This is a genomic window from Sporosarcina sp. FSL K6-3508, assembly GCF_038615825.1.
GTDB classification, from domain to species: Bacteria; Bacillota; Bacilli; order Bacillales_A; family Planococcaceae; genus Sporosarcina; species Sporosarcina newyorkensis.
In genome coordinates this window covers 1,389,554-1,414,653 of sequence record NZ_CP152016.1, presented here as the reverse complement: position 1 = coordinate 1,414,653, position 25,100 = coordinate 1,389,554, and the positions used below count along the sequence as shown (strand labels likewise).

Annotated in this window: 28 protein-coding genes; 1 reads left to right on the top strand and 27 read right to left on the bottom strand. The window is 41.7% G+C overall.

From position 1 onward, the window contains the following. Positions 1–17: 17 nt before the first annotated feature. The 25 genes from MKX97_RS06600 to MKX97_RS06480 all read right to left on the bottom strand — a co-directional run bounded on the left by MKX97_RS06600 (position 18) and on the right by MKX97_RS06480 (position 22,519). Positions 18–788, bottom strand: coding sequence for a protein-glutamate O-methyltransferase CheR (locus tag MKX97_RS06600; RefSeq protein WP_342537216.1), 771 nt, complete (start codon positions 786–788; stop codon positions 18–20). A 114-nt stretch (positions 789–902) separates the two neighbouring features. Further along, positions 903–1,349, bottom strand: a complete 447-nt coding sequence (ndk, locus tag MKX97_RS06595; RefSeq protein WP_009497140.1) for a nucleoside-diphosphate kinase — start codon at positions 1,347–1,349, stop codon at positions 903–905. 92 nt (positions 1,350–1,441) lie between these two features. Further along, positions 1,442–2,416, bottom strand: coding sequence for a polyprenyl synthetase family protein (locus MKX97_RS06590; RefSeq protein WP_078816994.1), 975 nt, complete (start codon positions 2,414–2,416; stop codon positions 1,442–1,444). Positions 2,417–2,442: 26 nt separating this feature from the next. Next, positions 2,443–3,138, bottom strand: a complete 696-nt coding sequence (locus MKX97_RS06585) for a demethylmenaquinone methyltransferase (RefSeq protein WP_009497142.1) — start codon at positions 3,136–3,138, stop codon at positions 2,443–2,445. A gap of 16 nt (positions 3,139–3,154) precedes the next feature. Beyond that, complete coding sequence (locus tag MKX97_RS06580) at positions 3,155–3,886, bottom strand: heptaprenyl diphosphate synthase component 1 (protein ID WP_078816464.1); 732 nt, start codon at positions 3,884–3,886, stop codon at positions 3,155–3,157. A 36-nt stretch (positions 3,887–3,922) separates the two neighbouring features. After that, positions 3,923–4,144 (bottom strand): trp RNA-binding attenuation protein MtrB, encoded by a 222-nt coding sequence (mtrB, locus tag MKX97_RS06575; protein ID WP_009497144.1) that lies wholly within the window; start codon positions 4,142–4,144, stop codon positions 3,923–3,925. 65 nt (positions 4,145–4,209) lie between these two features. Next, complete coding sequence (folE, locus tag MKX97_RS06570; RefSeq protein ID WP_221836834.1) at positions 4,210–4,779, bottom strand: GTP cyclohydrolase I FolE; 570 nt, start codon at positions 4,777–4,779, stop codon at positions 4,210–4,212. Between the two features lie 269 nt (positions 4,780–5,048). Beyond that, positions 5,049–5,321, bottom strand: coding sequence for an HU family DNA-binding protein (locus MKX97_RS06565; protein ID WP_009497146.1), 273 nt, complete (start codon positions 5,319–5,321; stop codon positions 5,049–5,051). A 433-nt stretch (positions 5,322–5,754) separates the two neighbouring features. Beyond that, positions 5,755–7,233, bottom strand: a complete 1,479-nt coding sequence (spoIVA, locus tag MKX97_RS06560) for a stage IV sporulation protein A (protein WP_009497147.1) — start codon at positions 7,231–7,233, stop codon at positions 5,755–5,757. A gap of 385 nt (positions 7,234–7,618) precedes the next feature. After that, a complete protein-coding gene (locus tag MKX97_RS06555; RefSeq protein WP_078816463.1) occupies positions 7,619–8,332 on the bottom strand; it encodes a hypothetical protein in 714 nt (237 codons plus the stop codon). Between the two features lie 3 nt (positions 8,333–8,335). Then, entirely contained in the window at positions 8,336–8,539 is a 204-nt protein-coding gene (locus MKX97_RS06550) for a DUF2768 domain-containing protein (RefSeq protein WP_040758180.1), read from the bottom strand. A 20-nt stretch (positions 8,540–8,559) separates the two neighbouring features. After that, positions 8,560–9,582, bottom strand: a complete 1,023-nt coding sequence (locus MKX97_RS06545; protein ID WP_340758621.1) for an NAD(P)H-dependent glycerol-3-phosphate dehydrogenase — start codon at positions 9,580–9,582, stop codon at positions 8,560–8,562. Positions 9,583–9,608: 26 nt separating this feature from the next. Next, positions 9,609–10,919, bottom strand: a complete 1,311-nt coding sequence (gene der, locus MKX97_RS06540) for a ribosome biogenesis GTPase Der (RefSeq protein ID WP_340758620.1) — start codon at positions 10,917–10,919, stop codon at positions 9,609–9,611. A 142-nt stretch (positions 10,920–11,061) separates the two neighbouring features. After that, positions 11,062–12,210, bottom strand: a complete 1,149-nt coding sequence (rpsA, locus tag MKX97_RS06535) for a 30S ribosomal protein S1 (RefSeq protein WP_078816462.1) — start codon at positions 12,208–12,210, stop codon at positions 11,062–11,064. Positions 12,211–12,290: 80 nt separating this feature from the next. Next, positions 12,291–12,875 carry a lysophospholipid acyltransferase family protein gene (locus MKX97_RS06530; RefSeq protein WP_078816461.1) on the bottom strand — a complete coding sequence of 195 codons (585 nt, stop codon included), beginning with the start codon at positions 12,873–12,875 and terminating at the stop codon, positions 12,291–12,293. Next, a complete protein-coding gene (gene cmk, locus MKX97_RS06525) occupies positions 12,872–13,549 on the bottom strand; it encodes a (d)CMP kinase (protein WP_078816460.1) in 678 nt (225 codons plus the stop codon). Before cmk ends, MKX97_RS06530 begins: the two co-directional genes overlap by 4 nt. Before the next feature lie 75 nt (positions 13,550–13,624). Continuing rightward, the gene (locus tag MKX97_RS06520; protein WP_221836772.1) at positions 13,625–14,269 is read right to left on the bottom strand and encodes a flagellar brake domain-containing protein; all 645 of its coding nucleotides are present in this window, start codon (positions 14,267–14,269) and stop codon (positions 13,625–13,627) included. 69 nt (positions 14,270–14,338) lie between these two features. Then, positions 14,339–15,622 carry a PepSY1/2 domain-containing protein gene (locus tag MKX97_RS06515; protein WP_340758617.1) on the bottom strand — a complete coding sequence of 428 codons (1,284 nt, stop codon included), beginning with the start codon at positions 15,620–15,622 and terminating at the stop codon, positions 14,339–14,341. Positions 15,623–15,646: 24 nt separating this feature from the next. Further along, entirely contained in the window at positions 15,647–16,432 is a 786-nt protein-coding gene (sleB, locus tag MKX97_RS06510) for a spore cortex-lytic enzyme (RefSeq protein ID WP_139365914.1), read from the bottom strand. 82 nt (positions 16,433–16,514) lie between these two features. Further along, entirely contained in the window at positions 16,515–17,210 is a 696-nt protein-coding gene (gene prsW, locus MKX97_RS06505; RefSeq protein ID WP_078816457.1) for a glutamic-type intramembrane protease PrsW, read from the bottom strand. 108 nt (positions 17,211–17,318) lie between these two features. After that, positions 17,319–18,284, bottom strand: coding sequence for a YpdA family putative bacillithiol disulfide reductase (locus tag MKX97_RS06500; RefSeq protein WP_078816456.1), 966 nt, complete (start codon positions 18,282–18,284; stop codon positions 17,319–17,321). 27 nt (positions 18,285–18,311) lie between these two features. Then, entirely contained in the window at positions 18,312–19,076 is a 765-nt protein-coding gene (locus MKX97_RS06495) for a metallophosphoesterase (protein WP_078816455.1), read from the bottom strand. Between the two features lie 123 nt (positions 19,077–19,199). Then, positions 19,200–19,901 carry a LysM peptidoglycan-binding domain-containing protein gene (locus tag MKX97_RS06490; RefSeq protein WP_340758616.1) on the bottom strand — a complete coding sequence of 234 codons (702 nt, stop codon included), beginning with the start codon at positions 19,899–19,901 and terminating at the stop codon, positions 19,200–19,202. Between the two features lie 150 nt (positions 19,902–20,051). Next, positions 20,052–21,485 carry an ATP-dependent DNA helicase RecQ gene (locus tag MKX97_RS06485; RefSeq protein ID WP_340758615.1) on the bottom strand — a complete coding sequence of 478 codons (1,434 nt, stop codon included), beginning with the start codon at positions 21,483–21,485 and terminating at the stop codon, positions 20,052–20,054. Continuing rightward, the gene (locus MKX97_RS06480) at positions 21,485–22,519 is read right to left on the bottom strand and encodes a helix-turn-helix domain-containing protein (RefSeq protein WP_342537215.1); all 1,035 of its coding nucleotides are present in this window, start codon (positions 22,517–22,519) and stop codon (positions 21,485–21,487) included. Before MKX97_RS06480 ends, MKX97_RS06485 begins: the two co-directional genes overlap by 1 nt. Before the next feature lie 111 nt (positions 22,520–22,630). On the opposite strand from MKX97_RS06480, the gene MKX97_RS06475 reads away from it, so the two are divergent. Then, on the top strand, positions 22,631–22,888 hold the full coding sequence (locus tag MKX97_RS06475; protein ID WP_078816451.1) for a ferredoxin: 258 nt from the start codon (positions 22,631–22,633) through the stop codon (positions 22,886–22,888). A gap of 126 nt (positions 22,889–23,014) precedes the next feature. On the opposite strand, the gene MKX97_RS06470 is transcribed toward MKX97_RS06475, so the two are convergent. Next, positions 23,015–23,551: a DUF1572 domain-containing protein gene (locus tag MKX97_RS06470; RefSeq protein WP_040758184.1), complete on the bottom strand. Its 537-nt coding sequence runs from the start codon at positions 23,549–23,551 to the stop codon at positions 23,015–23,017. 172 nt (positions 23,552–23,723) lie between these two features. Then, positions 23,724–24,929 carry an MFS transporter gene (locus MKX97_RS06465; RefSeq protein ID WP_342537488.1) on the bottom strand — a complete coding sequence of 402 codons (1,206 nt, stop codon included), beginning with the start codon at positions 24,927–24,929 and terminating at the stop codon, positions 23,724–23,726. Positions 24,930–25,100: the final 171 nt, after the last annotated feature.

Genomic DNA, 25,100 nt, shown 5'->3' with positions numbered 1-25,100 from the left:
CCCCTTGAATGTTCGTATTATTTTTTTCTATAAAAGAATGTATCCACTGATTCAAAGTTGTATTTTTCAGGGTTGAATATCTGCTCTGTACTGCCGACAAATAAAACGCCCCCTGGCTTTAATGCCTTAGAAAAATTCGTATAAATCTGGTCTTTTGCTTCTTCTGTGAAATAAATCATGACATTACGGCAAACGATGAGATCATAATTCGAATCGTAACGATCTTCCAGCAAATTATGCTGTTTGAATGTTACGGTTTTCTTGATCTCCTCTACCACTTGATACGATTGCCCTTCTTTGACGAAGTATTTACTGACGATTGATTTTGGCACTTCTTTTAACGAACGTTCGCCATATAACCCTACTTTGGCACGGTTAATGACGCCAGCGTCCAAATCAGTAGCCAAAATTGAAATATCTCGCAATGGAATGTGCGTTGCCATCACCATTGCCAATGAATATGGCTCCTCGCCAGTGGAACAAGCAGCACTCCACACTTTCAATCTCTTATTCTTCTCCAATAATTGCGGTAGTATCTTTTTCTCCAGCACATTCCACCGGATTGCATTGCGGTAAAATTCAGAAACATTAATCGTCATGCGGTCCAAGAATTCATCCAACATCTCTTTGTCAGATTGAATCGCTTCAAAATATTCTCTGAAGTCCCGGAAGCCCTTCTTCTCATATAAGGAAGTCAATCGACGTTTCATCTGGGCTTCTTTATATAACGATAAATCAATGCCGGTCTTCCTTTTAATCCCTTGAATTAATATCGAATAATCAGACATGCAAAGCCCTCCTACTGCCCTATCTTTCTATGTATGTTCCTATTATAACGGAAAAAGCATGCCGTATGTATAAGAAAAACAGCCACGCGAAATTCGCTCGGCTGTTTTTGGCGATTAGTTAATCCAGCTGTTCACTGATTTGTCATAAGTCACAAGCTCTTCTTCTTTGAAGAACAAGTTGATTTCGCGGCTTGCTGACTCAGGTGAATCTGAACCATGAATAATATTTTTGCTTACCGTTACAGCGAAGTCTCCACGGATAGTTCCAGGAGCAGATTCTTTTGGATTCGTAGCACCCATCATCAAACGTGCAGTTGAGATGACATTCTCACCTTCCCAAACCATTGCGAATACTGGTCCAGAAGTGATAAAGTCTACAAGTTCACCAAAGAATGGGCGTTCTTTATGTTCACCATAATGTTGTTGTGCAAGCTCTTCGGAAATGTTCATTAATTTCCCGCCTACCATTTGATACCCTTTGTCTTCAAAGCGGCTGACAATTTCACCGATCAGGTTACGTTGTACGCCGTCTGGTTTTACCATTAAAAATGTTCTTTCCATCTGTCAAAACACTCCTTCATCTGTCTATCGGGGAATAACCCTTTTAAATCGTACCACTGACGTCTTTTTCTTTCAACTATAAACAAGATTCGTCAATATTTTCGTTGCCCGATGAAGTCTGCAATTTGGATTAATGCTTTTTTCGACTTGCCATTCGGGAGACCATCAAGTTCTTTTAGCGCCTTTTCTAAATAAAGATCGCTGACATGCTGTGCTTTGTCTATTGCGTCGCTCTGCCGGATGTAGCGTAGCATATTTTGCCGATCGGACTCCAGCATATTTCCAGCGAATGCACGTTCCATATACGGTCTGAATTCAGCATCGTCTTTTATGTATAAAATAGGTAACGTAATATGACCATTCAATAAGTCACTGCCCGCTGGCTTACCAAGCTCCGCGTCTGTTGACGTGATGTCGAGGATATCGTCCACTATCTGAAAAGCCATTCCTGTGAAATAGCCATATCTTCTGAGTTTCCGTACAGTTTCCGCATCCGCATCCGCACTCAATGCACCCAGTTCACAGCTGGAAGCTAGCAATAGTGCCGTTTTCCGCTTAATACGTTGCAGATAATCCCGCATGCCTTGGTCGGTTTGTCTCTGAAAATCAATTTGAATGATTTCACCTTTGCATATTTCCAACATCGTCTCCGCCAAAATTCGGTGTACCGCTTCTTTTTCAATGCTGCCAATAGAAGTCAGCGCACGTGAAAAGATGAAATCACCGGCATACATGGCTACACGGTTATTCCACTTCGCCTTAACCGTCTCCAAACCGCGTCGCATGTCGGAATCATCAATGACATCATCATGTACAAGAGATGCCATATGAATTAATTCAAGCGACACAGCTACCTTTGCTGCTTTTTCGAGGGAGTAGTTGCCGAATTGTGCAGCCAAAATAACGAAAATGGGACGAATTCTTTTCCCGCCAGCTTTTAATAAATGTAAAGAAGCTTGACGAACAATGGGAGAAGAAGATTGCACGGAACGTTCAAGCTCTTTTTCAATATAGGCCACATCTTTCCGGAAATCCGTGTAAAGTGACATCAACTTAATTTTTTCCAAACCCATTACCTTCTCCCATTTACTCATTATTTGTATGCGATATGTCCCGCCGCAGCCCCGCCACTGTAAGACTTATACGAAACTTCTTGATAGCCCGCTTCGACAAAAAGCTGTGCCAGCTCTTTCATCCCCGGAAAATCATTCGCCGATTCTTGCAGCCAGGAATATTCTTTATAACTTTTTGCGAAGAGCTTCCCGAATAACGGCATGATGTATTTAAAATAAAATCGAAACGCCTGACGATAAACAGGTATTTTAGTCTGAGAGGTTTCCAGGCACACAGCCATTCCACCTGGTTTTAGTACGCGATGCATTTCTTTCAGAACAGTTAGATAATCCGGCACATTCCGCAAGCCGAATCCGATCGTTACGTAATCAAATGAATTATCTGGAAAAGGTAGTGACATGGCATTCCCCTGAACTAACTCAATATTCGGATAGGGAGCCACTTTTTCTCTGCCTGATTCCAGCATATTTGCGCTGAAATCAAGTCCTGTCACTTCGCCAGCAGGACCTGCCGCTTTAGCTAACGCTACCGTCCAATCCGCTGTGCCACAACAGACGTCCAATGCCTTTGAGCCCGGCTGCACATTCATCCGAACCATAATATCGTTCCGCCATTTTATATGCTGATTGAAACTGATTACGGAATTCATTTTATCATAGTCTGTTGAAATCTTTTCAAAGACGTTATGAACTTTTTCTTCTTTTGAGACCGCCACGATTTGCCCCTACTTTCTAAATCAGTTTGCTTGCCCCTTGCTTTGCCATCTTCAGTACTTGATCGACTAAAGGTTTATGTAAATAAAAGTTATTGTGTAATCTATCATCTAAGTTTTCCTGCAATTGCTGAATCCATTTTTCCGTATCTCTTGCATTCGGTGCTAAATGCGGAAATTTCATTCGATTCAAGTCCTGTTGACCGCTTTCTATCAGCCAAATTAAAGGAAACAGCACTTCAACAATAGAAATATATCGGGTAAAACCGAACGTATGATAAAACTCTATTATGCAAGCACTTTCCACTTCACCAATCAATTGTAACCGATCCTCAATGGAATTTGGAGGTTCTTGCAGCAAAGTTGTCTTGCATTCATTGATCCTGCCGATCGCAACAGATAAAGAACGGATGAGATGGAAGTTTGGAATGGATGCCAATAGCTTATAATGAATGCCACTGAAATGATCACCAGCAAGCACCATCAGCTGCTGTTCCTTGGATGAAGCATCTGTACTATCGATTTGATCATGAATATCAAACGCCGTGTGAATTGCGCCAATTGCTAAAGACGCTTGATGCATTTCATCCGTCCATGACTCTCCATTCAACATAGGCAGTAAAAGCAAAAATGCCTTTTGTCTATCGATTGGTGCATGTCCCGCATCTCGCTCGACAATCGGTTGATAAATAGCGCTTCGCAAGTTTTGTATATAATTGTCGACTTGGTCAGTGAATCCTTTTGTATCCATCAGTAAACTCCATTCCCATCAGCCTTAAATTGCCGGTCATTCTTTTTCTTCGCTCGAAACGATTCCATGAGCTGTATGGATTTCAGCTTCACCCCGAATTTTAATGGCAGATGTATGCTCTGTAAACTGAGCAATCATGACCTCTCCTCGATCCAACTTCTCAGTATGGTGAAACTTTGTGTCGTTGCCTCTCGTCAACCCAATGACATTTACTCCGTCTTTTTTCGCTTTAATAACTAAATAGTCAGGTTGTGTCATCTTTGCATCTCCAGTCTCTATATGGTCTTAATGATAGCATATAAATCGAGCGTTCCGCAAAGGCCTCAGTTCGTTTTGAGCAGAGATAGAATTTCAGCACGTTTTACGTCGTCATGTTCATAAATTCCTCTAGCTACTGTTGTGATCGTCTTAGAACCAGGTTTTTTAATACCTCTCATCGTCATGCACATATGCTCAGCTTCAATGATGACATAGACACCGATCGGATTCAGCATTTCCATCATCGCATCTGCGACTGTCGATGTAATGCGTTCCTGCAGCTGCGGGCGTTTTGCAGTCGTCTCCACGGCTCTAGCTAATTTACTTAATCCAGCCACCACTCCATCACGCGGTATATACGCAACGTGGGCAACTCCGAAGAACGGGACCAAATGATGTTCGCACATAGAGTAAAATGGAATATCTTTTACTAGTACGACTTCATCATGGTTTTCATGAAAGACTACTTCAAAATATTCTTTTGGATCTTTATTCAATCCTTCAAATACTTCATGATACATTTTGGCGACACGCTTGGGCGTATCAAGTAAGCCTTCACGGCTTGGATCTTCGCCGATGGCTTCCAAGATCATCGTGACTGCTTGTTCTATTTTATTTAAATCTTGCTCATTCATCACAGTATGTCCTCCTTATAGGAACAAAACCTATTTCACCAAAATAGTAGCATATTCTACACATTCCGTACAGTTAGGGTACTTTTCTTTATCCAACAGACACGCCGGCGGATTTCACAGTTTTTGAAAGGAGTGAACCGAGCACACTTACTTCAAAACCGGGACGCCACTACACCGAGTGTAATTGATTATGTACAAACGTAAAGGAGTCCATCCATTGCCATCTGTTTGACAGATTCGCTGGACGGACTCCTATGTAAAATCTCGAATTATTTTACTGCGTCTTTTAGTGCTTTACCTGCTTTAAAAGCTGGAACTTTACTTGCAGCGATTTCGATCTCTTCACCCGATTGTGGATTACGTCCTTTACGGGCAGCGCGTTCACGAACTTCAAAGTTTCCGAAACCAATCAATTGAACTTTCTCACCCTTCGCAAGAGTCGCTTGAATTGTATCGAATACAGCTTCAACAGCTTTAGTCGCGTCTTTTTTCGTCAGACCTGCCGCTTCTGCTACAGAGTTAATTAATTCTGTTTTATTCACACCGTTCACCTCCTCTCAAAAGGGGATGCTATTGCTGTTAACACTGTAAAAAGAGTAACATAAGAAAAACGGCGGTGCAACAATATTATTGCGCTTTATCGCGATAAACAGTTTTTCTGTGCTTTTCTCCCTTTTTAAAGGAAAAACAATAGAAAAAAGACCCGCTTTTGTCGGATCTTTCTCTACATTATCTTTATTCAGCAGATTATTTCTTTCTCTAATAGGAGATGGGATGAATTCGGAGTAGTTCCTTGTTCAGCAAATGTCGTCAAAAGTGGAAAGCCCTGATTAGTCTTGACAGGCACTGGAGACTTTCCCGAAGTGACCCGAGAGACGGGCGCTTGGAATTGAACGTCACAGATTTCGAAAAGAGTTATACGAACAGGTTCGATTCGAAATCTGGACACTTCCTCACTGAGGCGTAATTGATTCATTAGACGATAAATGTGATCATGCCTTTATTGCCGTCATTCACCATTTGTTCAATTGTTTCTCTCAGTCGTTTTCTAGCTTTGTCCGGGACCGCTGCGGTCTTGAAACGAATACTTTCTTTCATCACTTCATGCAGCGGGGTTCCAAACAACTGTGTTTCCCATAGAGCATCCCGATCATGTAAATAAGCATTTTTCAATTCTTTAAGTAAGTGATGACTATGGAATTCCGAACCGATCAACGGAGAAAATTCAGCTTCCATATCGATTCGTATTATATGCAGCGAAGGCGCCTTCGCTTTCATTCGGACACCATAGAATGTATCTTGTTTGATCAGCTCTGGCGGTGTCGGCTGGAAGTCTGCGATCGTAGGGAGGGCAACACCATAGCCCGACTGCTTTGCTGTATCAATCGCTTCCGCATACATATCATAGGACTTCTTGGCTTTCACGGCTTCTTTTATGAAGACGAGCCAATCTTTTTTGGATCGCATCTCTTTACCCATAAACTCTTCACATACGGCAATATAAGCACGTTCATCCATATCTATATTAACGATCGCTTTTCCTTTACCTGCATCGACTTCTACGACGTCAGCCTGCCGTACAAACTCCTCTTCTTGCAATAATTCAGCAATCTCCTGTACTTTACGTATTTTTGAAACACCCAGGAAACCATCATTGATGACATGGTCGATTCGAGCATTCAGTTTGTGATCATCCCCCAGCTCTTCCATCCAGTCCGGACGTTGCAGTTCAATATCAGTGATCGGAAACTCATACAGTGCTTCTTTTAAGATCAGCTGAATTTCCGCAGCGTTCAATTGATCAGCACTGATCGCAATGACAGGAACGCCATATTTTTCATGCAGTTGCTGTTTTAAATCCAGTGCACGCTCATGCGCAGGCATTTTTGAGTTCAATACAATGACGAACGGTTTACCAATTTCCTGCAGCTTAGAGACGATTTCATTCTCCGCGACTTCCGCAGCAGAGCGAGAAATATTATTAACGGTACCATCCGTTGTCAGCAATATTCCGATCGTTGAATGATCCCGGATGACTTTGTCTGTGCCGATCCTTGCCGCCTCTTCGAACGGGATCGGTTCATTGTGCCAAGGGGTATGAACATATTTCGGTCCTTCCTCGTCTTCATAGCCTTTGACGCCGTCGATTACATAGCCTACGCAATCCGCTAGTCGAATCTGAAATGCCAGTTCTCCTTCTCCAATTGATACGTTTGTGCCTTGAGCGGGCACAAACTTCGGTTCTGCCGTCATGATCACCGGGCCAGGGGAACTCTGAGGCAACTCGTCTTGCGCGCGTATACGGTCGTTTGCATCGGTCATATTCGGAATAACGACTTCTTCCATGACTCGTTTGACAAAGGTGGATTTACCTACACGCACAGGGCCTACCACACCTATATAAATATCACCGTCTGTTCTTCTAGCAAGATTTTCATATAATTCTTCTTTCATCTTTCGCCCTCCTTTTTCTCCGCATAGTAGTTTATGAAACAGAAAAACGTTTCATGCATAATAAAGCATGAAACGTTTTTCAATATCTAGCTATTTATGACTGAGTGTGGGGGCACCATTGATTTCCGTTGAGGGCGGACGCTTTCCGCGGGACGTGCGGTGAGCCGCTTCCTTCTAAGAGCGTGTGCTCCTAACGCTTCGCTTTTACCCGCAAAAGCCGTCCTTCGCTACGGCTTTCGCACAGTCCAGGGTCTCACCTGTCACGCTAATCCCGCAGGAGTCGCCGCCCTCCACTCCAATCAACTAGATAGTCCGTTCTGCAAATTGATACAAAAACAAAACTTTCACTGCGATCAGTTGAACAACTTCCAGCAAAACAAAAAAATTATTTCTTCATAAATACCGGCTCATTGTCTTCGTTCACAGTATATGGCAATGAGTAGGCTGGTAGAATGGCTGAGGTTTCGGAAAGCAGGTAGCGGATGTCCGTTCCTTGCTCGACTTCAGGTTTTTCTTCCGTAAGAATCTTATTCAAATCTATAGAGTAGTCCACGTAGAAATGGCCGTCTCCTGCTACGACAATTGGCAGGTGAGCGTTAGAGTATGGGCTTTCTACAGTTAAAGGTTCTTTGAAACCCATTTTCTTAAAGTCCACTTCATAGACAAACTCGCCTACCGGGTCTAAAAATGGCAGTTCGCCATTGATGAATTTCCGCAAATTCAAATCACGTAATTTCTCTGCTATTCGGAGGTCTACAAGTTTCACAGTCGGGTTTTCTTCAACGTCTGTAAGGACATACTGAAAGATTCCACCGTTTTCGAAAGCATTGGATGGAATTTTTTCAGTGAAATCCGGTACGATTTTTGAAAACTCTATTGGATATTTGATATATTGATCGGTTTCCATGTCTCGCGTTTTGATCGGCAATAGACCACCTGCTTGTTCTTGGTAACTATCCACTGCTTTTTGAACTGTTTCCAACTGGTCAGGATATGGCGTTTCACTTACTTGTTTTTCTTCAGGTGTACGTGATATACAGCCCGACAACAGCAATCCAACACACAACATGACAGTTAATACGATTACTTTTCTATTCATATTTTATGCTCCTCCAGTAGGTCCATTGAATACTAAATAGACCATCGCAAAGAACGAAGTAATTAATAATACATAGGCTATAATGGCAAACAAGATTTTAAGTACGCGATTTTTCAATTTATAACGACTTGTATAGATCAAGCCCATTGAAATCGCCATAAAACCCATCGCGTAAAAAGATAGCCACATTTTATCTAACGAGGACAAAATTGTCACCTTCCTACTATTTATATACCGCCAAAGAACATATCGATTTCTTGTTTCTTCCCGCGGCTCATCAATTGGTCGACTGCTTGCTTCGGTGGAATGCCTCCAAATAAAATCGAGTACAAAGCTTCCGTCAACGGCATGGTCGTGTCGAAATGGTCTGCCAGCTGATAGGCAGCTTTTGTTGTGCGCACGCCTTCTATCACCATTCCCATTTCATCCGTCACCTTCTCCAGTGACTGTCCCTTGCCAAGGCGATTGCCCGCCTTCCAATTTCGTGAGTGGACACTCGTGCACGTTACGACAAGATCACCGAGACCTGTCAAACCTGAGAACGTTTGTTGTTCCGCTCCCATCTTAACACCCAATCTCGTAATTTCAGCCAAGCCTCGTGTAATAAGTGCGGCTTTGGCATTGTCGCCATAACCCAGACCATCCGATATTCCTGCAGCCAACGCAATGACGTTCTTCAACGCACCGCCAAGCTCAACACCCACTACGTCAGCATTGGTATAGACTCGGAAATAATTGTTCATGAATAAATCCTGTACACGCTCTGCCGCCTCCATATTGGATGAAGCGGCTGTCACAGTCGTTGGATGACGGAGCACTACTTCCTCCGCATGGCTCGGACCTGATAATACGACAATTGCAGAGCGAAGCGATTCATCCACTTCTTCTTCAATAATTTCCGAAATCCGTTTTAAGGAATCTGGTTCAATACCTTTTGAGACGTGAACAAAAATTGTAGGAGTTTTAAGTACAGCTTGAATTTTTTTGCACGTTTGACGCATGGCAACTGTCGGAACAGCAAGGACGATTATATTCGCATGCTGCACCGCCTTGTCCAGTTCACTAGTGGATGTAAGATTTTCGGGCAGCTTCACATCAGGCAGATATTGACTGTTCGAATGCTGTTGGTTGATTTCATCCGCTTGCTCAGCACGTCTTGTCCAAATCAAGCTGTCATGCCCATTTTCAGCGAGTACGAATCCAAGAGCTGTTCCCCAGCTTCCTGCTCCTATTATAGAGACGTTTTCCATTACCCCAACCCTTTCTTATCTAGTACTTAGCTTCTTGCTCTCGTGATCAAGCGAATCGGCGTACCTTCAAAGCCAAAAGCTTCCCGCAATCTATTTTGCAAGAAACGTTCATAAGAAAAGTGCATAAGCGATGGTTCGTTGACGAATACAACAAAAGTCGGCGGCTTGACGGCAACTTGTGTCGCGTAATAGATCCGCAAACGTTTCCCTTTATCAGCAGGCGCAGGGTTTCTCGCTACAGCATCTTCGATTACTTCATTTAAGACACTCGACTGGATGCGCAATGCATGATTTTCACTAATCATTTGAATATTGGAGAATAATGTATGCACTCTTTGCTTTGTTTTAGCTGACACAAAAAGAATCGGTGCATAATCCAAGAAACGGAACTGATCCCTGATATCGTCGATAAAATTATTCATCGTCTTATCGTCTTTCTCCAATGTGTCCCATTTGTTCACAACGAACAAGACACCTTTGCCGGCCTCTTCAGCGTATCCTGCAACCCGCTTATCCTGCTCACGAATTCCTTCTTCCGCGTTAAGGACGATTAAGACGACATCAGATCGATCAATAGCCTTCAATGCGCGGAGCACACTGTATTTCTCCATGTTTTCATACACTTTACCTTTTTTACGCATACCGGCAGTATCGATTATCTTGAAGAGTTGTCCATCCACTTCTTTAACAGAGTCGATCGCATCAGTTGTTGTACCAGCAATATCACTGACTATTACGCGGTCTTCGCCGAGAAGCGCGTTAACTAGTGACGATTTTCCGACATTCGGCCGTCCTATCAAGCAAAAACGGATTGTGTCTTCATCTTCCTCTTCAAGATCCATTTCCTTAAAGCTTTCAGCGACCGCGTCCAATAAATCACCCAGACCTAGCCCGTGCGAACCGGATATCGGATACGGTTCTCCAAAACCAAGTGAGTAGAAATCATAAATCATTTCTTTCATTTCCGGATTATCCACTTTATTAACTGCCAAGACAATCGGCTTTTTTGTTTTATAAAGCATTCTGGCTACTTGTTCATCCGCATCGGTTACGCCGTCTCTCCCGTTCGTCAAAAAGATGATGACGTCCGCTTCATCGATGGCGATTTCAGCTTGAGCACGGATCTGTTCCAGCAATGGTTCGTCACCGATGTCAATTCCGCCCGTATCGATTAAATTGAATTCATAATTCAGCCAATCCGCCGGGCTGTATATGCGATCACGTGTCACGCCGGACACATCTTCCACTATGGAGATCCGTTCGCCTACGATGCGATTGAAAATTGTCGACTTCCCGACGTTCGGTCTCCCTACGATTGCTACTGTTGGTTTTTTCATTTGTTTCATTACACCCTTCCGACCTATCTTTGAATATTATACACAAAAAGAATGATGATGCATATGAAAGCATCATCATTCTCATCGTACATAGTAATTAAGTTGTTGTTAGTTGATCACAATCGACTCATCACTGATAATATTATTCTTTGAATTTCTTTAGCTGATCGCCGATGACATCTCCGAATGAAAAGCCGGTTGTTTCTTCAGGCATTTCATAGCTGAAGTTCTCTTCGCGAGGATCGTCCTCTTTTTCCAAAAGATCTTTGATGCTTAATGAAATTCGTTTCTCTTCTGGATTGACATCGAGTACTTTCACCTGAACCGTCTGCCCCTCTTCAAGCACTTCGTGAGGTGTACCAATATGCGTATGTGCAATCCTTGAAATGTGGACAAGTCCTTCGACACCCGGGAAGATTTCCACGAATGCACCATATGCCACTAGACGCTTTACTGTTCCTTCTAATACAGAACCGATCGGTGCTTTTTCAGCGACATTTTCCCAAGGTCCAGGCAGCGTGTCCTTGATGGATAGAGATACACGTTCAGCATCGCGATCTACAGACAAGACCCTTACCTTAATTTCGTCTCCTTCTTTCAAGACATCGGAGACACTTTCGATATGTCCATGGGAAATTTGTGAAATATGGACAAGGCCATCTACGCCGCCAATATCAACAAAAGCTCCGAATGAAGCGATCCGTTGTACAGTACCGTCTAAAACATCGCCTTCTTGGATCGACGAAAGTGCTTCTTCTTTTTTCTTATCGTTTTGTTCTTGGACGACCGCGCGATGTGATAGAATCAATCGATTTTTTTCTTGATCCATCTCCACAATTTTAAATGTCATCGTACGTCCTTTATAATCTTCGAATGATTCAACGAAATGATCTTCAACTAGTGAAGCCGGGATAAATCCACGAACTCCCAAGTCTACGACAAGTCCGCCTTTCACTACGTCTTTTACTTCTGTTTCGATGATTTCACCGTTCTCAAATTGTTCTTTTAATGAATCCCATGCGTTTTCCGCGTCTACTTGGCGCTTCGATAAAACATATGCATCGTCCTCAACTTTTGTAATCGCTAACTTCAATTCATCACCGACCTCGACTGCATCGGCTGCTTTTTCAATATGCAAGCTTGAGAGTTCACTGATCGGAATGACGCCATCAAATGGAGCGCCTGCGATTTCAACAGTTACCGATTTTTCTTCAACCTTTGTAACTACACCTGTTACATGATCACCTTCACGGTATTCTTTTACTTCATCCATATTCATCTCTTCAGTCATATGTAGTCCTCCTCCATAATGAATCTTATCTCTATAGTATTCGAATCTACACTTAAAAACAAAAAATTGCACTTATTCTTTTATTTGTGTTGCGCTATCAACTTGGAGATCTCTGCCATAATCGCTTCTGTCACTTCTTCAGCAGAAGCTTTTCTTTCGCGAAAAGGCGTCATATCAATTGCATCGCCATAAACGACTTTCAGTTGTGAAAAAGCTTTATACGGTCCGATGATTGCACAAGGTACTACTTTTGCTTCGCCTCCTTTTAAGGCAAAGAAACCTGCTCCCGCTAACCCCTTACCGAGCTCCCCTGTCTTGCTTCTTGTACCTTCAGGAAATAGGCCGACAACTTTCCCATCACGAAGTAATTTGATCGTCGTCCGGAAGGCGTCACGGTCGCTCATGCCTCTTTTCACTGGATACGCTTGTACTTGCGGCAGAACGGACTTGAGAATCGGCTTTTTGAACAGTTCTTCTTTCGCCATGAAATGAACCGTTCTCGGGCAAGTGATTCCGACTACAGGCGGATCAAGATTATCTATATGATTGGTGCATAAAAGCACCCCGCCTTCTTTAGGGAATTTTTCTTTGCCAATTACTTTAATTCGATAAAGTGGATAACAAATCGTACTGATCAAAAATTTGCCTAAAGGATATAAGTTCATCGAGCTAACCTCTTTTCGGCATATTCAACGATACTATTTGTCACTTCTTCTATTGTTTTCCCCGTTGTGTCAATTATAATCGCATCTTCCGCTTTTTTTAATGGAGAAATTTCGCGTTCGCTATCTGCCTTGTCTCGCGCTGATATTTCTCCTTTCAATGTTTCATAATCCACTGTATTGCCCCGTTGCTTTTCTTCTAATAAACGTCTCTCTGCTCTTTCTTCCACGGATGCCGTCATGAAGATCTTCAATTCCGCATCTGGCAGCACAGACGTGCCGATATCCCTGCCGTCCATTACGACAGATGAATCTTTTGCTAAGTTCTGTTGTTTTTTCATTAAAAGTTGACGAACTGACGTAAGTGCCGCAATTGCGGAAACTTGGGAAGTCACTTCATGTGAACGAATGACCTCCGTCACATCGCGACCGTCCAAAATTACCTTTTGCGCTTGCTCACCTTGTTGCAACTCAATTTCTGCTTGTCCCACAAGTTGAGCGATGGCTTCTTCATCATGTGGATCCACGGCATTTTGAAGTACTTTATACGTGATGGCCCGATACATCGCTCCTGTATCGATATAAGTGTATCCTAATTTTCTCGCCACTAATTTAGCAATTGTACTTTTACCGGCTGCCGCAGGTCCGTCGATTGCAATTCTCATTCCACCAGTCATGCTAAAAACCCCTCCATTTTCGCCTTTATTGTACCATATGCAAAAAGGAAAAGTCTTTTGAAGATAGACTTTTCCTTAAGAATTACGCAACTCTAATTGACGTTCAAAACAATACCGAATGATATGCTGGCGATCTTTTTCATCAATTTCTTCAAACTTTAAAGAGCTTAGCCGGCGAGTGTCCTGCTCCCAATTTCTTACGACCTTCGCCTTGCAGGAAATATATTTGATTTCATTTTTGGAAAAATGAAGTACAATCATCAAATCCAACTCTGTTTGTTGGGGGAAATACTCATGATTTTTCATATTGACTGCCAACCCGCCTGCACTCAAGTCGGATGAAACCAATTGCAACGATTCTGAATCAGCTTGTAAGGCTACATCCAATGATGTCTCGACCCGGACAAATTCACGCCTCTGAATCTTGATCAGTTCTTTATCTCCAGGATATTTCAGTTTTAACATCGGAATTGTTCGATTCATCCTGCTGTGAATTTCGGTACGAAATGCATAGGACATTTTGAGGTCATCAACAAATGTGATCAATAACTGGGTGCCATCAATAAAGAAAGCCGTTTTCCCTGTCTCCATACTAATTGGATAGTCCATCATAAAATGAGTGTGATCTTCTTCGATATCTACAACACGGGATTTAAACTTCTCGGATTCCTCTGTGTAATCCTTCTCAATCGTCAACACCGTACCAATTGTTAACTTCATCTCTCCACCTGCCAATAGTTACTTTTGATACTATTATGTCACGCGGTGAAGAGTTTTCCAATCTATTTCTTATTGTTTTTCGGTTTTAATTACTTCTAATGTGTCCGTATCCACTACAATTTTATAGGTCTCTGGTTTTTTATCATTGGAAACGACTGTAAGATAATGAGTCAAACGTTGCTCTAATTGCTGATTTTCAACATATGCAAGCTCTTCTTCCATTACCTTTACGCCCGTTCGGAAAAACTCTTTCCAATTCACGTCCCGGATGGGTTGCGGCTTTAGTGTTTCTTTACGAATATATTCAGATGTATCCATACCTAATACTTCCCCATTATCCTTCGCCATTTTAATATGGATCGGATCGGAAAATACTTTTGCATTGTTATCTGGATTTACCCTGACGAAAACAAAATGCCATGCCACATCATTTTCCCTGGACTCCTCCAATACAACGTCTTTGTAATCCGCCTTATCTAGGAACTCCGAAGCCATTTTCTTTAATTCCTCAAATGACTTTGTTGGTTTTCCCATTCGACGTTCTACCAAATACGATAAGATATGTCCGCCTTTTTGGGTGATGTCAATATATCCGATTGATGAATTTTCGGAAAAACGAATGTGATAAAAAGGATAGGGTGCTCCTTTTCTGCTTTTCTCTGCAGCAATTACATCATTCGAGACTTCAGGTAAAAGCTTTTTAAATCGTTCGATTGCCTCATCTTCTGTAATTTTATGGTCTTTAATATTACGTAATTCTTTTTTCTTTTGCGCATCCGACTCACTTGCCGTCAAAGGAAATACAGCTTCTCCGTATTGTTTGATGGATGCCCCCATTTTACCCCAATTACCTTCATCCTCGACGTTACTGCCAAGTTTATTCTCCCAATGCTGCATGGTCATATCGCCTGATAATAAATCAGAAGTAGCCACTTGCCACTCACTTGAGAGTTCATCCAAGTTATCCGAAGCCCGTTTCATGACAGCATAATAATCATCTTTATTGCCCTGCTCCGTAGATTCTTTCGCATAATTCCCGAGACGGCCTAAATAGTTCATCCAAGAAGTTGAAAAGCTCTCATTCACAGGAAGAGCACCTATTGAAGCTTTGATATCCGACGACAGTCGCCAAACATCTTCTCGCTCTTTAGCTGAGCTTTTTTCGTCTTCAAACAGCAATGATTTTTTAACCGATTCTTCAAGTTCGCCTAGCTTTTGTGAAGCGTCCGAAATACTTTTTGAATACTGTGTATTTAAAGCCACCGATAATTGCTCGGTCTCTTGAGTTTTACCAAAGGCATAAATCCCGAGTACTATGAATGAATAGGTCATAATAAAGAGCATTCTTTTCATATCGTCGCCTCGCCCTCCTTTCCTTTAATTACAAAATATGTGCAGTCCGATTTTCTTAATTTGCGGTCGTGACCAGATCCACTTACTCGTTGCTGTAATTGGATTGAAATAATAAATCGCATTTTCAGATGGGTCCCAGCCATTGATCGCATCGATGACAGCTTCTTTTGCCCTTTCATTCGGGGTCAGCCAAATTTGTCCATCTGATACAGCGGTAAAGGCTCCTGGTTGGAAAATAACTCCCCCGACGGTATCTGGGAAATCAGCATGTTCAATCCGATTCAAAATTACAGCTGCCACCGCAACTTGCCCTTCATAAGGCTCCCCCCGTGCTTCCCCATAAACCGCATTGGCCAATAACTTTATATCCTGATCCGAATATTTCGCAGGTGTCTGCATTTGTTTCTGCGGTTTGCTGCCTTTCTTGACTTGCGCCTCTAAAGGCTGGCCGCCATAATACGTAAATTGATTCCCTTTTGCAATTTGCCCTTTGACATACTTCTCATCGTAATCGGAGATTCCCTGCAACTTCTTCTTGACGTTTTTACCAACAATACCGTCTACCGGCATGCCATATTGTTCTTGAAAGTTCCGTAATGCCCAGTATGTTCCATAACCAAAGTTGCCATCAATTTCACCATGATAAAATCCGATGTACTGCAGCCTTGCTTGCAATTCAATAACATCATCGCCTTTAGCACCTTTTGCCAAGTCACGCGCACTGAATGCTTCCGTTTGAATGACAAATAATGAAAGAACCATTACACCGGCGATGAGTAAAAATAGGAAGCGTACAGCAACTCGCTTCATGTAACATCCACCTCCAAATTTTTCTGCTTTGTTCTAGTTTGTCCAATGCTTTAAATTTTATGATAAAAAATAAAAAATCCGCCTAAGTAGACGGATTTTCTGGTTTTGCATTTATTTTCTTTCTAAATTGTTGCATCGCAAATGTATGGGCATATTTCACACGAGTCAAACCAAACCACCAAAGGAACAGCATAAAAGGAATCATTAAATATAGCCAATAGTCATATAAGAACAAGATTGCATTATAGAATGCGTGGAGCGTGAACGGAGCTAAAAAGGCAATCCAAACCCATCTGCCTTTTTCGGATTCTGTCGAAAACTTGGCTTTACCAAAATAATAGCCCATCACAACGCCAAATAAAGCATGACTCGATACGGGCAGCAACGCACGGATAAATGCTGTGTCCAGTCCGAATGAAAGAAGATATAAAATATTTTCAACGGTGGCAAAACCTAGCGAAACACTAGCGCCATACAAAATTCCGTCGTACGCATCCTCAAAATCAATGATTTTGTATACAAGGATAAAAATGATGATCCATTTGAAAAACTCTTCTAAACTACTAGTAAATAAAACGTTACGTAAAAATTCATTAGAAAATACATGTTCCTCTTCAAAAACGTGCTGAATGAACAAAATCGGAAAAGTCATAATAGCTCCATACATAAACGCATGAAACAATGTTCGCGATGGCTCTTTTGCGATTTGCTTTCGGAGATATAAGTAACTGAAAAGTGCTAGCCCTGGCGCAATCGCGACAGTAAGTAGAATAAACATAGGCGCCTCCCCATGACGCTAGTGTATCACAAAACCTACTTGCAGCACTCTAGTATTATAGTTCTCCTACTAAAGAACCGCCGGACGTTTTTCAGTCCGGCGGCTTTCTCATTCGTTCTGTTGTTTGATCGCTGCTGCAATCATCCCGCCGTGAAAGCGGCCATTCTCGATAAATATTTCATTGGCATTATTGCCCGCAGCTATCACACCTGCGATAAAAAGGTTTTCCACATTCGTTTCCATCGTCTCTTCATTAAAAATCGGACGTCCTGACGCTTCGTCCACTTGTATACCTATTCTGCGTAAAAAAGGATGGTCCGGATGATAACCGATCATCGCAAAGACGTAATCACTTGCCAAATCAAACGTCTTTCCTTGCTGAGTGACGGTTACAGCCGTCTCCGTAATCTCCGTGACACACGCATTAAAATACATTTGAATTTGTCCATTTCGCACCAAACTATCAAACCCTGGTAAAATCCATGGTTTTACACTCGCTGAATAGCTGTCTTTTCTATAAATAACCGAAACATGCGCCCCTGCTCGCTGCAACTCCAAAGCCGCGTCAACGGCTGAATTCTTGCCGCCGATCACAACAACATTTTTATTAAAATAAGGATGGGCCTCCTTAAAGTAATGATAAACGTTCGGCAACTCTTCACCTTTGACGTTCAGACTGTTCGGTTGATCGTAATAACCCGTTGCCACCACTACATAGGAAGCTTCATATGTCGCTTTATCAGTCTGGACAATGAATCCGTTCCCTTGCTTTTGAACGTTTTCTACTCGTTCGTGGCTATTGATTCGCAAATTCTTAAGTTGAGCCACCGTGCGATAGTACACCAATGCATCATTTCGCTTTGGTTTATCAATCGCCGTAATGAATGGAATATCGCCGATCGATAATTTGCTGCTGGAACTAAAGAATGTTTGGTGGGTCGGATAATTGTAAATGGAATGAACGATATTTCCTTTTTCAATGACAATTACGGACAACCCTATTTTTTGTAATTCGATTGCTGCGGATAAGCCACACGGACCGCCGCCGACAATTACTGCGTCAACAGAATACATGAAATCTACTCTCCTTACCCCATCTGCTCAGTAATGTATTTCCACTACATGACATTCAGGTTTGGCACCAAGCCGTAATGGCACCATCGTAGTGCCAAAACCATTACTAATCAACTTGGCACCATTTGTTGTTTTTTGAAAAACACCTAAATCTTGCAATCCCCATTTACCTAAACGGATTTGTCCCCCATGCGTATGGCCAGCCAACATGAGATCCGGCTTCATACGCCCTTCAATCTTACGAAATAGAGAAGGATTGTGGGCTGCTAAAATGAGATGTTTAAAACCAATTGTCGAGGCAACTGCCTGATCGACATCAACTGTACCATTTGAAGGGTCTTCCAATCCGCATAGTCCCCATGTCGGATGCCCTGGAATACGTATCGTTTGATCGACAAGCGTCACTCCGCCTGACTCTTCAATGATTTTCAAGAGCTCCTCTGTTCCCACCTCTTGGTCATTGTTTCCGAAAATATAATAAAGAGGACCAACCGTGGCCAACAGTTGAAAATTTCGTTTTACACGAGAAAGCGGCACTCCTTTTTCAGCCACATCTCCTCCTACAATGACTGCGTCAACAGGAAAAGTACGAAGTTTATTTATCAGCCCGTTTGAAAGCCGGCGCCTATGAATATCAGAAATAAAAAAAACCGTCAACTTCTTGGCAGTTGCGCCTTCTAAAGCAACTGTGTGCGTCAACACTCTGTTCCGATGTGCGAGTGAAAACATATATGCCAGCAGGCCAGCGCCAGACATTAAGACGGATAACAAAGTCGTTTGATACCTTTTCATCACACAGCTCCCATAGAAAAAAGCAAAGCATCCACTTTGCTTTTAAAATATTAGTAAAAAAACCATCATTATCATATCAATTTTTAGATAAAAGTCATAAAATGTTGCTCAATTGTACGTAACCTAAGGCAACACAAGTGTCTGCCCCACACTTATATTATTGGACGATAAGCCGTTCGCCTGTTGAATCTTCTGAACATGAGCGCCACTTCCATAATAATTGACAGAAATACGGTACAGCGTCTCGTTCGGTTTGACGACATGATGTCTAACACCCGTAGCAGGTTTATTTTGCGCCGGTTTTTCCACAGGCTTCTCCACCGGCTTGGGTGCTGGCTTTTCCACTGGTTTTGGCTTTGCTTCAGGTTTTGGTTTTGGTTTTGCTTCTGGTTTCGGCTCCGGTTGCTTGGCTGGCTGCTTATGTTTCTCCACCGGCTTTTCAGGCTTTACTTCGACTGCAGGCTTTTTAGCAGCATCCGCATTTGGTTTTTTTGTTTCTGCCGGTTGCTCTTCATTTCCCTTAGCAACTCCGGTCAAATTGCCATCTGCAACGGAATTATTGCTGACTGAAACCTTCGATTTTTCGACCGGCACTTGGTTCGGGACGGCAGGCGAATATAAATCGGATAAAACGTATACTAAAATCACAATCGGTATTAACGTAAATATAGCAAGAAGAATATTAATTAACTTCGTCCGATTCTGATTCTCCTTCTTTTTCTTTCTATGAATTTCTGAACGAGAAGGTAGTTTATCAGACTCTTTTTCTATAGTAATCTCTTTACGATTTTGCTCAAAATCCAGTTCATAGTCATCTTTTTTCATATGCAACTTCTCCTTCACATCTCATAATGTCAGTTCCAATTATGTGATGTAATTCATTTCTCAAAACTATCAAGAAATAGACATCATCCGAACGTATTCATACTTCCATTATGCCGAATTTTGTCGGAAAAGTAAATAAGGACAGAAGGCTTAGCCTAGTAATTGATGCAGTCTTTCTTTCCAATCCAATTTAGTCGAACGTTTTTGTTCAACTGTCGTCCTAACCAGCCATTCATCGGCGATATTCTGACATTGTGAACAACAATCGAAAGTTGTAGCAGATTTTTCACCGAAATAACTGAGAAGCTTTTCTCTTAAACAATCTTCACTTCTCACAAATCTCTCCATGTCCGCGATTTGTCGTTCTTTCACTTGAAAGATTTGACGAATTTGACGAATGACATTTTCCTCGTCAAACTGCTCGAAATAATAATCCAGCAGTCGGGCCGCCACTTCTGTCAGTCCGGATTGTTCAATCGCAAGCGATCCACTTACCCCCGTCTGCATCAATGAATGATAATAACGGATTTGTTGTTCGTCAGGCAAGTCTTCAAAAACGATGAATTTCAATTTTTGTATATCTCTTTCACTGTAAAGAAGTGTTGCTGCTGCTTTTTCTCCATCGCGTCCCGCCCTGCCTACCTCTTGTACATAAGCGGATGGAGTAGCCGGTAAATGCTCGTGGATAATTTGACGGATATCGTCTTTATGGATTCCCATCCCAAACGCATTGGTTGCACAAATCCACTCTAGGTCACCTTGTACAAACTGTTCTTGAATGATGGAACGTTCATCTTGTTCCTTGCCTCCATGATAACTCGCCACCCGGATCCCTTTTTCTTGCAGGACCGCCGCCAATTCATCCGCTCGCTTTCTAGAAGCGACATAGATAATGCCTGGACCGATCGTAACGTACAATCTTTCAATGATCCAGTCTGTTTTCGCCAATTGATTTTCTAAATGCAATACACGATAAGATATAGAAGGCCGATCGATCGGCTGACGTTCGATATGCGGTTGATTGAGCTGCAGATAAGACGTGATATCTTCTATTACCTTTTCACTTGCCGTCGCGGTTAAAGCTAAAACAGGTGCCCTTTTCGATCCTGCGAAAATTTCTTTCATCCGCAAATAATCCGGACGAAAATCGAATCCCCACTCCGATATACAGTGTGCTTCATCCACTACATAAAACGCCACGTTCAATTGCTCGATCAATTGTTGAACCGCTGTTTGCATAAGCATTTCAGGTGACAGAAAAATGAATTTATACTGATGCAATGTATTCAGAGCCAATTCTTTCTCTTGTCTCGATAAAAATGAATTTATCGCAACAATTCTTTTTTCTTTATGATTACGTAAATTAGCGACTTGATCTTCCATTAATGCAACCAGTGGGGAGATTACGACTACTGCGCCATCCATTACGTAGGCAGGAAGTTGATAACAAAGTGACTTGCCCATCCCGGTGGGAAAAATCGCGACCGCATCCCTGCCAGCTACAATATGACGGATCACTTCTTCCTGTCCGGGCCGAAATGCAACATAGCCAAACCTTTGCTGTAAAACGTCTTGTATGTCCATCAACTGTCCACCCGCTTTCCATGGATGATAATTAACCGAAGCTGAAAATATGATAGTTCCGCACACCGCTCTTTTAATACACGCAATCGTTTTGTCTGCAACCGGTCAATTTGCTGCCAAACTTTCTGGATCTGTTCAGCGGTGACAAATTCTTCATACGGAAAAGTTTTTACATTTGCAGCCATTTCCACCATATGATCCTCTATTGTACTGAGTTTCAGATTGCGCAGCGAAGCAATCTGCTCTATAGAATACCCTTGTTGAACCAATTTACGCGATCGTTCTGCAGATTGCGTCAAATAGTTCTCCACTCTGCACCCTACAGCCAAGCTTTTCACTAAAGGCATGTCCTCATGTTCTTCAATGAAATCTAGTACGATATGTAAGCTTTCCAGGAAATAGATTTGAACACTTGTGACAGGCGAATTCAGCGCTTCCGCTATTTGCTCCCATGTATAAGCCGTCAATTGCACACCAGTCAACCTATATGAAAGAATCGTTCGTTGCAGATCGGTCAGATTCGCTTCAGATAGAATCTGTACCAATTCTTTATGTACTCTTTTTGCAAGTTCATCCACCGATACCGTCTGTCTGCGAAGGAATTCTTTGACGAATTGCTGTATATGCAACTCCTTTTGTATCGGCGCAAACATTGTCTGCCCGGTCCGAATATACGATAATGTTTGTACAGTAAGTGCCAGCCGCTTAACGAATTCCCTTTCTCCGCCACGGTATTCCCACCCATTGAAACGCCATGGCGCATGCAGCGTATTCTTGCGGCCTTTATCTGTAACGTAAACGACTTGATTTTCAATACGTATTAAACCTTCTGCTATCAAACGTTCAATTTGTCGACGATAACCATCGGTTGATAGGTTTGGAAATAACGAATAAAATGGTTTCAATTGATAGTTTTCGACATCCTGCAATGTTTGCCCGGATCTTTTGCCGCGAAGAATATGATACACTCCTTGTGCAGATCGTTCGCCATGAAGGCGCTGAAACATCGTTAATAAGATTGAAATAAAAACCAATTACGCTTCCTCCCGAAGAAATAGAGTTTTATTGTTGAAAAGTGATGAAAACAGCTTTAGAATAGAGTAGATGCAAAATAGGTTGAGTGAATGGAAGAAGGGAGAAAGACAATGTCTAGCAAAAAGTACACAATTGTCGATCAGGATACATGTATAGCTTGCGGTGCATGCGGGGCTGCTGCACCGGATATCTATGATTATGACGACGAGGGAATCGCGTTTGTTATTTTAGATGATAACATGGGAAACACTGAAGTTCCAGAAGAACTGATGGAAGATCTCGAAGATGCGTTCGATGGCTGTCCAACTGATTCAATTAAAATTGCGGATGCTCCTTTTGAAGGCGATCCATTAAAATATGAAGATTGATTCATGAACAACAACACTTCCGAACGCAGGATGTGTTGTTTTTTGATTGTTATAAAAAGAATATGTTTCTAAACAATTAAAGTACATTGGATTGTGGCCGGGATATGACGTGAAGTATCAAGAACTTTATGACTCTTGCCTTTTCAGCTTTTCCTGTAAGTATTCTTCAGACGCTCCCTTGGGGATACTAAGGCTTTCCCAAATGTCCCCTTTTAACTGCTTACCAATATAAACTATCTGCCCTATATGATAAGCATAGTGAGCCATTTGCCTTTCAATCGCTTCTAGCACCGTATGACTTTCACCACGAATTGTTACCTTCTTTACTAAATCTTTATCATCTAAATCTTGTAATGTGCCGAATAGAGTATTCCAACCATTTTCCCAAACTATTATTAATTCTTGTTTCGATAAAACATGATCCACAAATTCCTGATCACGATTCCTATAGGTTTTTTCTCCATCCGAAGTTAAAAAGTCCGACCATCGAGATATCATATTTCCGCTTAAATGCTTGGCTATAACCGCAACACTATTGGAAGCTTCGTTTAACTTCCAATGAATGTCGTCTTCTGTCAATTGATTTATCGTCTTATCTCCAAGATCTTTAACACTTCTAAACCTTTCCTGCACAACTTTCAAATATTCAGTTCCAAGATTCATGGGAGCTCCTCCTAGTAAAATAATGTGACTTACTAATTTATCATCTGTAAGTTGATAAATGATCTGATGGCACAATTTTCATTTAGCTATAGCACTCTTTGCAGACGATATTAAATTAATTAACTAAGTGAGAATGTGGGTTCGTAAAACAACAAACCCACATGTTAAAATACTATTCCATTATGTTCCGAACAAACAAATGCTTATTCTTATATACAATCAACGTGACGATAGCAAGCATTAGTCCCGAAACAAGAAAAACACACCTGACCCCAAATAAATCTGCCAGAATACCCATACCAAGAGAGGATATTCCGAATATCCCTGTTGAAATCGCCCCCAAAGATGTATATACAGTAGACAACTTTTCCTTCGCTACGCTGGTTTGAATTACTGTTTGTTGAGGAATGCTCTTTAACTGTCCGAATAAACCAATTCCAACTGCCAACAATAAAGCAATCATCGGATTGCTGGTTGCACTAAATAATATAGTTATAAAAAAGCTAGATAAAGAGCCAATGAAAATTATTTTGGCAAGCTTTCTTTCGACTAGAGAAGAGTATTTTATGCAATAGATGCTTCCGATTATTAGCCCTAAAAAGAAGGAGCCGTTGATGAAGCCCCACCATTTTTCGTCTACGTGCAGTGCATCACTGACAAACACATACAAAATAGCGGCAATCCAAACTGTAGCAGCCACGGTTTCCAAGACTTCCATATATGCTATTTTCCGTAATACAGGGACATCAAACAAGGTTTTCCAACCAACTTTAATCCGATCGAGCTTTTTTTCCTGTTTCGATCTCTGATTTTTTACATTATCCAATAAAAACATCATGATACTTGATAGTGCAAACATGAGACTAACAACCCAAATTAACTGCTGTACATCCATGAAAATCAAAAATAAACTGCCTACAAACCACATCACCGTTTGAATGAATTGGGATATCGTTTCAGCTACACCGTTCGCTCGAACTAATCTTTCTGGCTCTACGTACTGCGGTATCATGGTTAGTTTTATCGGATTAGCACATCCGTCAAGGAACGCAATGCCAGAGATGACGAGAAACACCAAATAATAATTTGCTCCTGATATCCCACTTAAAAATAGTCCTAGTACTACGATCAGGCCTGTTTTTCCCAATTGTGATCCAGTCAGTAACCACTTCAAATTAACTTTACCCATTACTAGAGGTGTCAAAAGACTCGATAAAAACATCGAGGAGGTAATTGTAAAAGGCACAAAGGACGCAGCCGTTGCAGATCCTGTTAACGCAAAAATCGTGCTTATAATGCCAACCATATACAGAACATCACCAATACTTGCAAGTGACTGCCCTGTTATGAGTAAAATGAAGTTTTTATTCAATTGTATATCCCCCAATTAAAATTAATTAACTTAGAAAGCTGGGGATTCTTAAATTGGACTGTTCATATACCCTTGGCTCCTTTACCTTTAGAGATAAACCTCGGGGGATTAAGGTTTATCGTTTTTTGGTTAGACTATTTAAAACCTATTGGTATAACAACTAAACTTTGTAATCCA

What these genes read in the sequence shown, in the direction of transcription:
- MKX97_RS06555 (WP_078816463.1), bottom strand. Translation starts at nt 8,332, where the DNA reads ATGAATAGAAAAGTAATCGTATTAACTGTCATGTTGTGTGTTGGATTG.
- MKX97_RS06530 (WP_078816461.1), bottom strand. Translation starts at nt 12,875, where the DNA reads ATGAACTTATATCCTTTAGGCAAATTTTTGATCAGTACGATTTGTTAT.
- MKX97_RS06470 (WP_040758184.1), bottom strand. Translation starts at nt 23,551, where the DNA reads ATGAATCTTGGAACTGAATATTTGAAAGTTGTGCAGGAAAGGTTTAGA.
- MKX97_RS06490 (WP_340758616.1), bottom strand. Translation starts at nt 19,901, where the DNA reads ATGAAAAAAGATGACTATGAACTGGATTTTGAGCAAAATCGTAAAGAG.
- MKX97_RS06475 (WP_078816451.1), top strand. Translation starts at nt 22,631, where the DNA reads ATGTCTAGCAAAAAGTACACAATTGTCGATCAGGATACATGTATAGCT.
- der (WP_340758620.1), bottom strand. Translation starts at nt 10,919, where the DNA reads ATGAAAAAACCAACAGTAGCAATCGTAGGGAGACCGAACGTCGGGAAG.
- MKX97_RS06520 (WP_221836772.1), bottom strand. Translation starts at nt 14,269, where the DNA reads ATGAAGTTAACAATTGGTACGGTGTTGACGATTGAGAAGGATTACACA.
- MKX97_RS06495 (WP_078816455.1), bottom strand. Translation starts at nt 19,076, where the DNA reads ATGAAAAGGTATCAAACGACTTTGTTATCCGTCTTAATGTCTGGCGCT.
- MKX97_RS06545 (WP_340758621.1), bottom strand. Translation starts at nt 9,582, where the DNA reads ATGGAAAACGTCTCTATAATAGGAGCAGGAAGCTGGGGAACAGCTCTT.
- rpsA (WP_078816462.1), bottom strand. Translation starts at nt 12,210, where the DNA reads ATGACTGAAGAGATGAATATGGATGAAGTAAAAGAATACCGTGAAGGT.
- cmk (WP_078816460.1), bottom strand. Translation starts at nt 13,549, where the DNA reads ATGACTGGTGGAATGAGAATTGCAATCGACGGACCTGCGGCAGCCGGT.
- MKX97_RS06485 (WP_340758615.1), bottom strand. Translation starts at nt 21,485, where the DNA reads ATGGACATACAAGACGTTTTACAGCAAAGGTTTGGCTATGTTGCATTT.
- MKX97_RS06600 (WP_342537216.1), bottom strand. Translation starts at nt 788, where the DNA reads ATGTCTGATTATTCGATATTAATTCAAGGGATTAAAAGGAAGACCGGC.
- mtrB (WP_009497144.1), bottom strand. Translation starts at nt 4,144, where the DNA reads ATGACACAACCTGACTATTTAGTTATTAAAGCGAAAAAAGACGGAGTA.
- prsW (WP_078816457.1), bottom strand. Translation starts at nt 17,210, where the DNA reads ATGTTTATTCTACTTACTGTCGCGATTGCGCCAGGGCTAGCACTTTTC.
- sleB (WP_139365914.1), bottom strand. Translation starts at nt 16,432, where the DNA reads ATGAAGCGAGTTGCTGTACGCTTCCTATTTTTACTCATCGCCGGTGTA.
- MKX97_RS06500 (WP_078816456.1), bottom strand. Translation starts at nt 18,284, where the DNA reads ATGTATTCTGTTGACGCAGTAATTGTCGGCGGCGGTCCGTGTGGCTTA.
- folE (WP_221836834.1), bottom strand. Translation starts at nt 4,779, where the DNA reads ATGAATGAGCAAGATTTAAATAAAATAGAACAAGCAGTCACGATGATC.
- ndk (WP_009497140.1), bottom strand. Translation starts at nt 1,349, where the DNA reads ATGGAAAGAACATTTTTAATGGTAAAACCAGACGGCGTACAACGTAAC.
- spoIVA (WP_009497147.1), bottom strand. Translation starts at nt 7,233, where the DNA reads ATGAAAGAAGAATTATATGAAAATCTTGCTAGAAGAACAGACGGTGAT.
- MKX97_RS06515 (WP_340758617.1), bottom strand. Translation starts at nt 15,622, where the DNA reads ATGAAAAGAATGCTCTTTATTATGACCTATTCATTCATAGTACTCGGG.
- MKX97_RS06580 (WP_078816464.1), bottom strand. Translation starts at nt 3,886, where the DNA reads ATGGATACAAAAGGATTCACTGACCAAGTCGACAATTATATACAAAAC.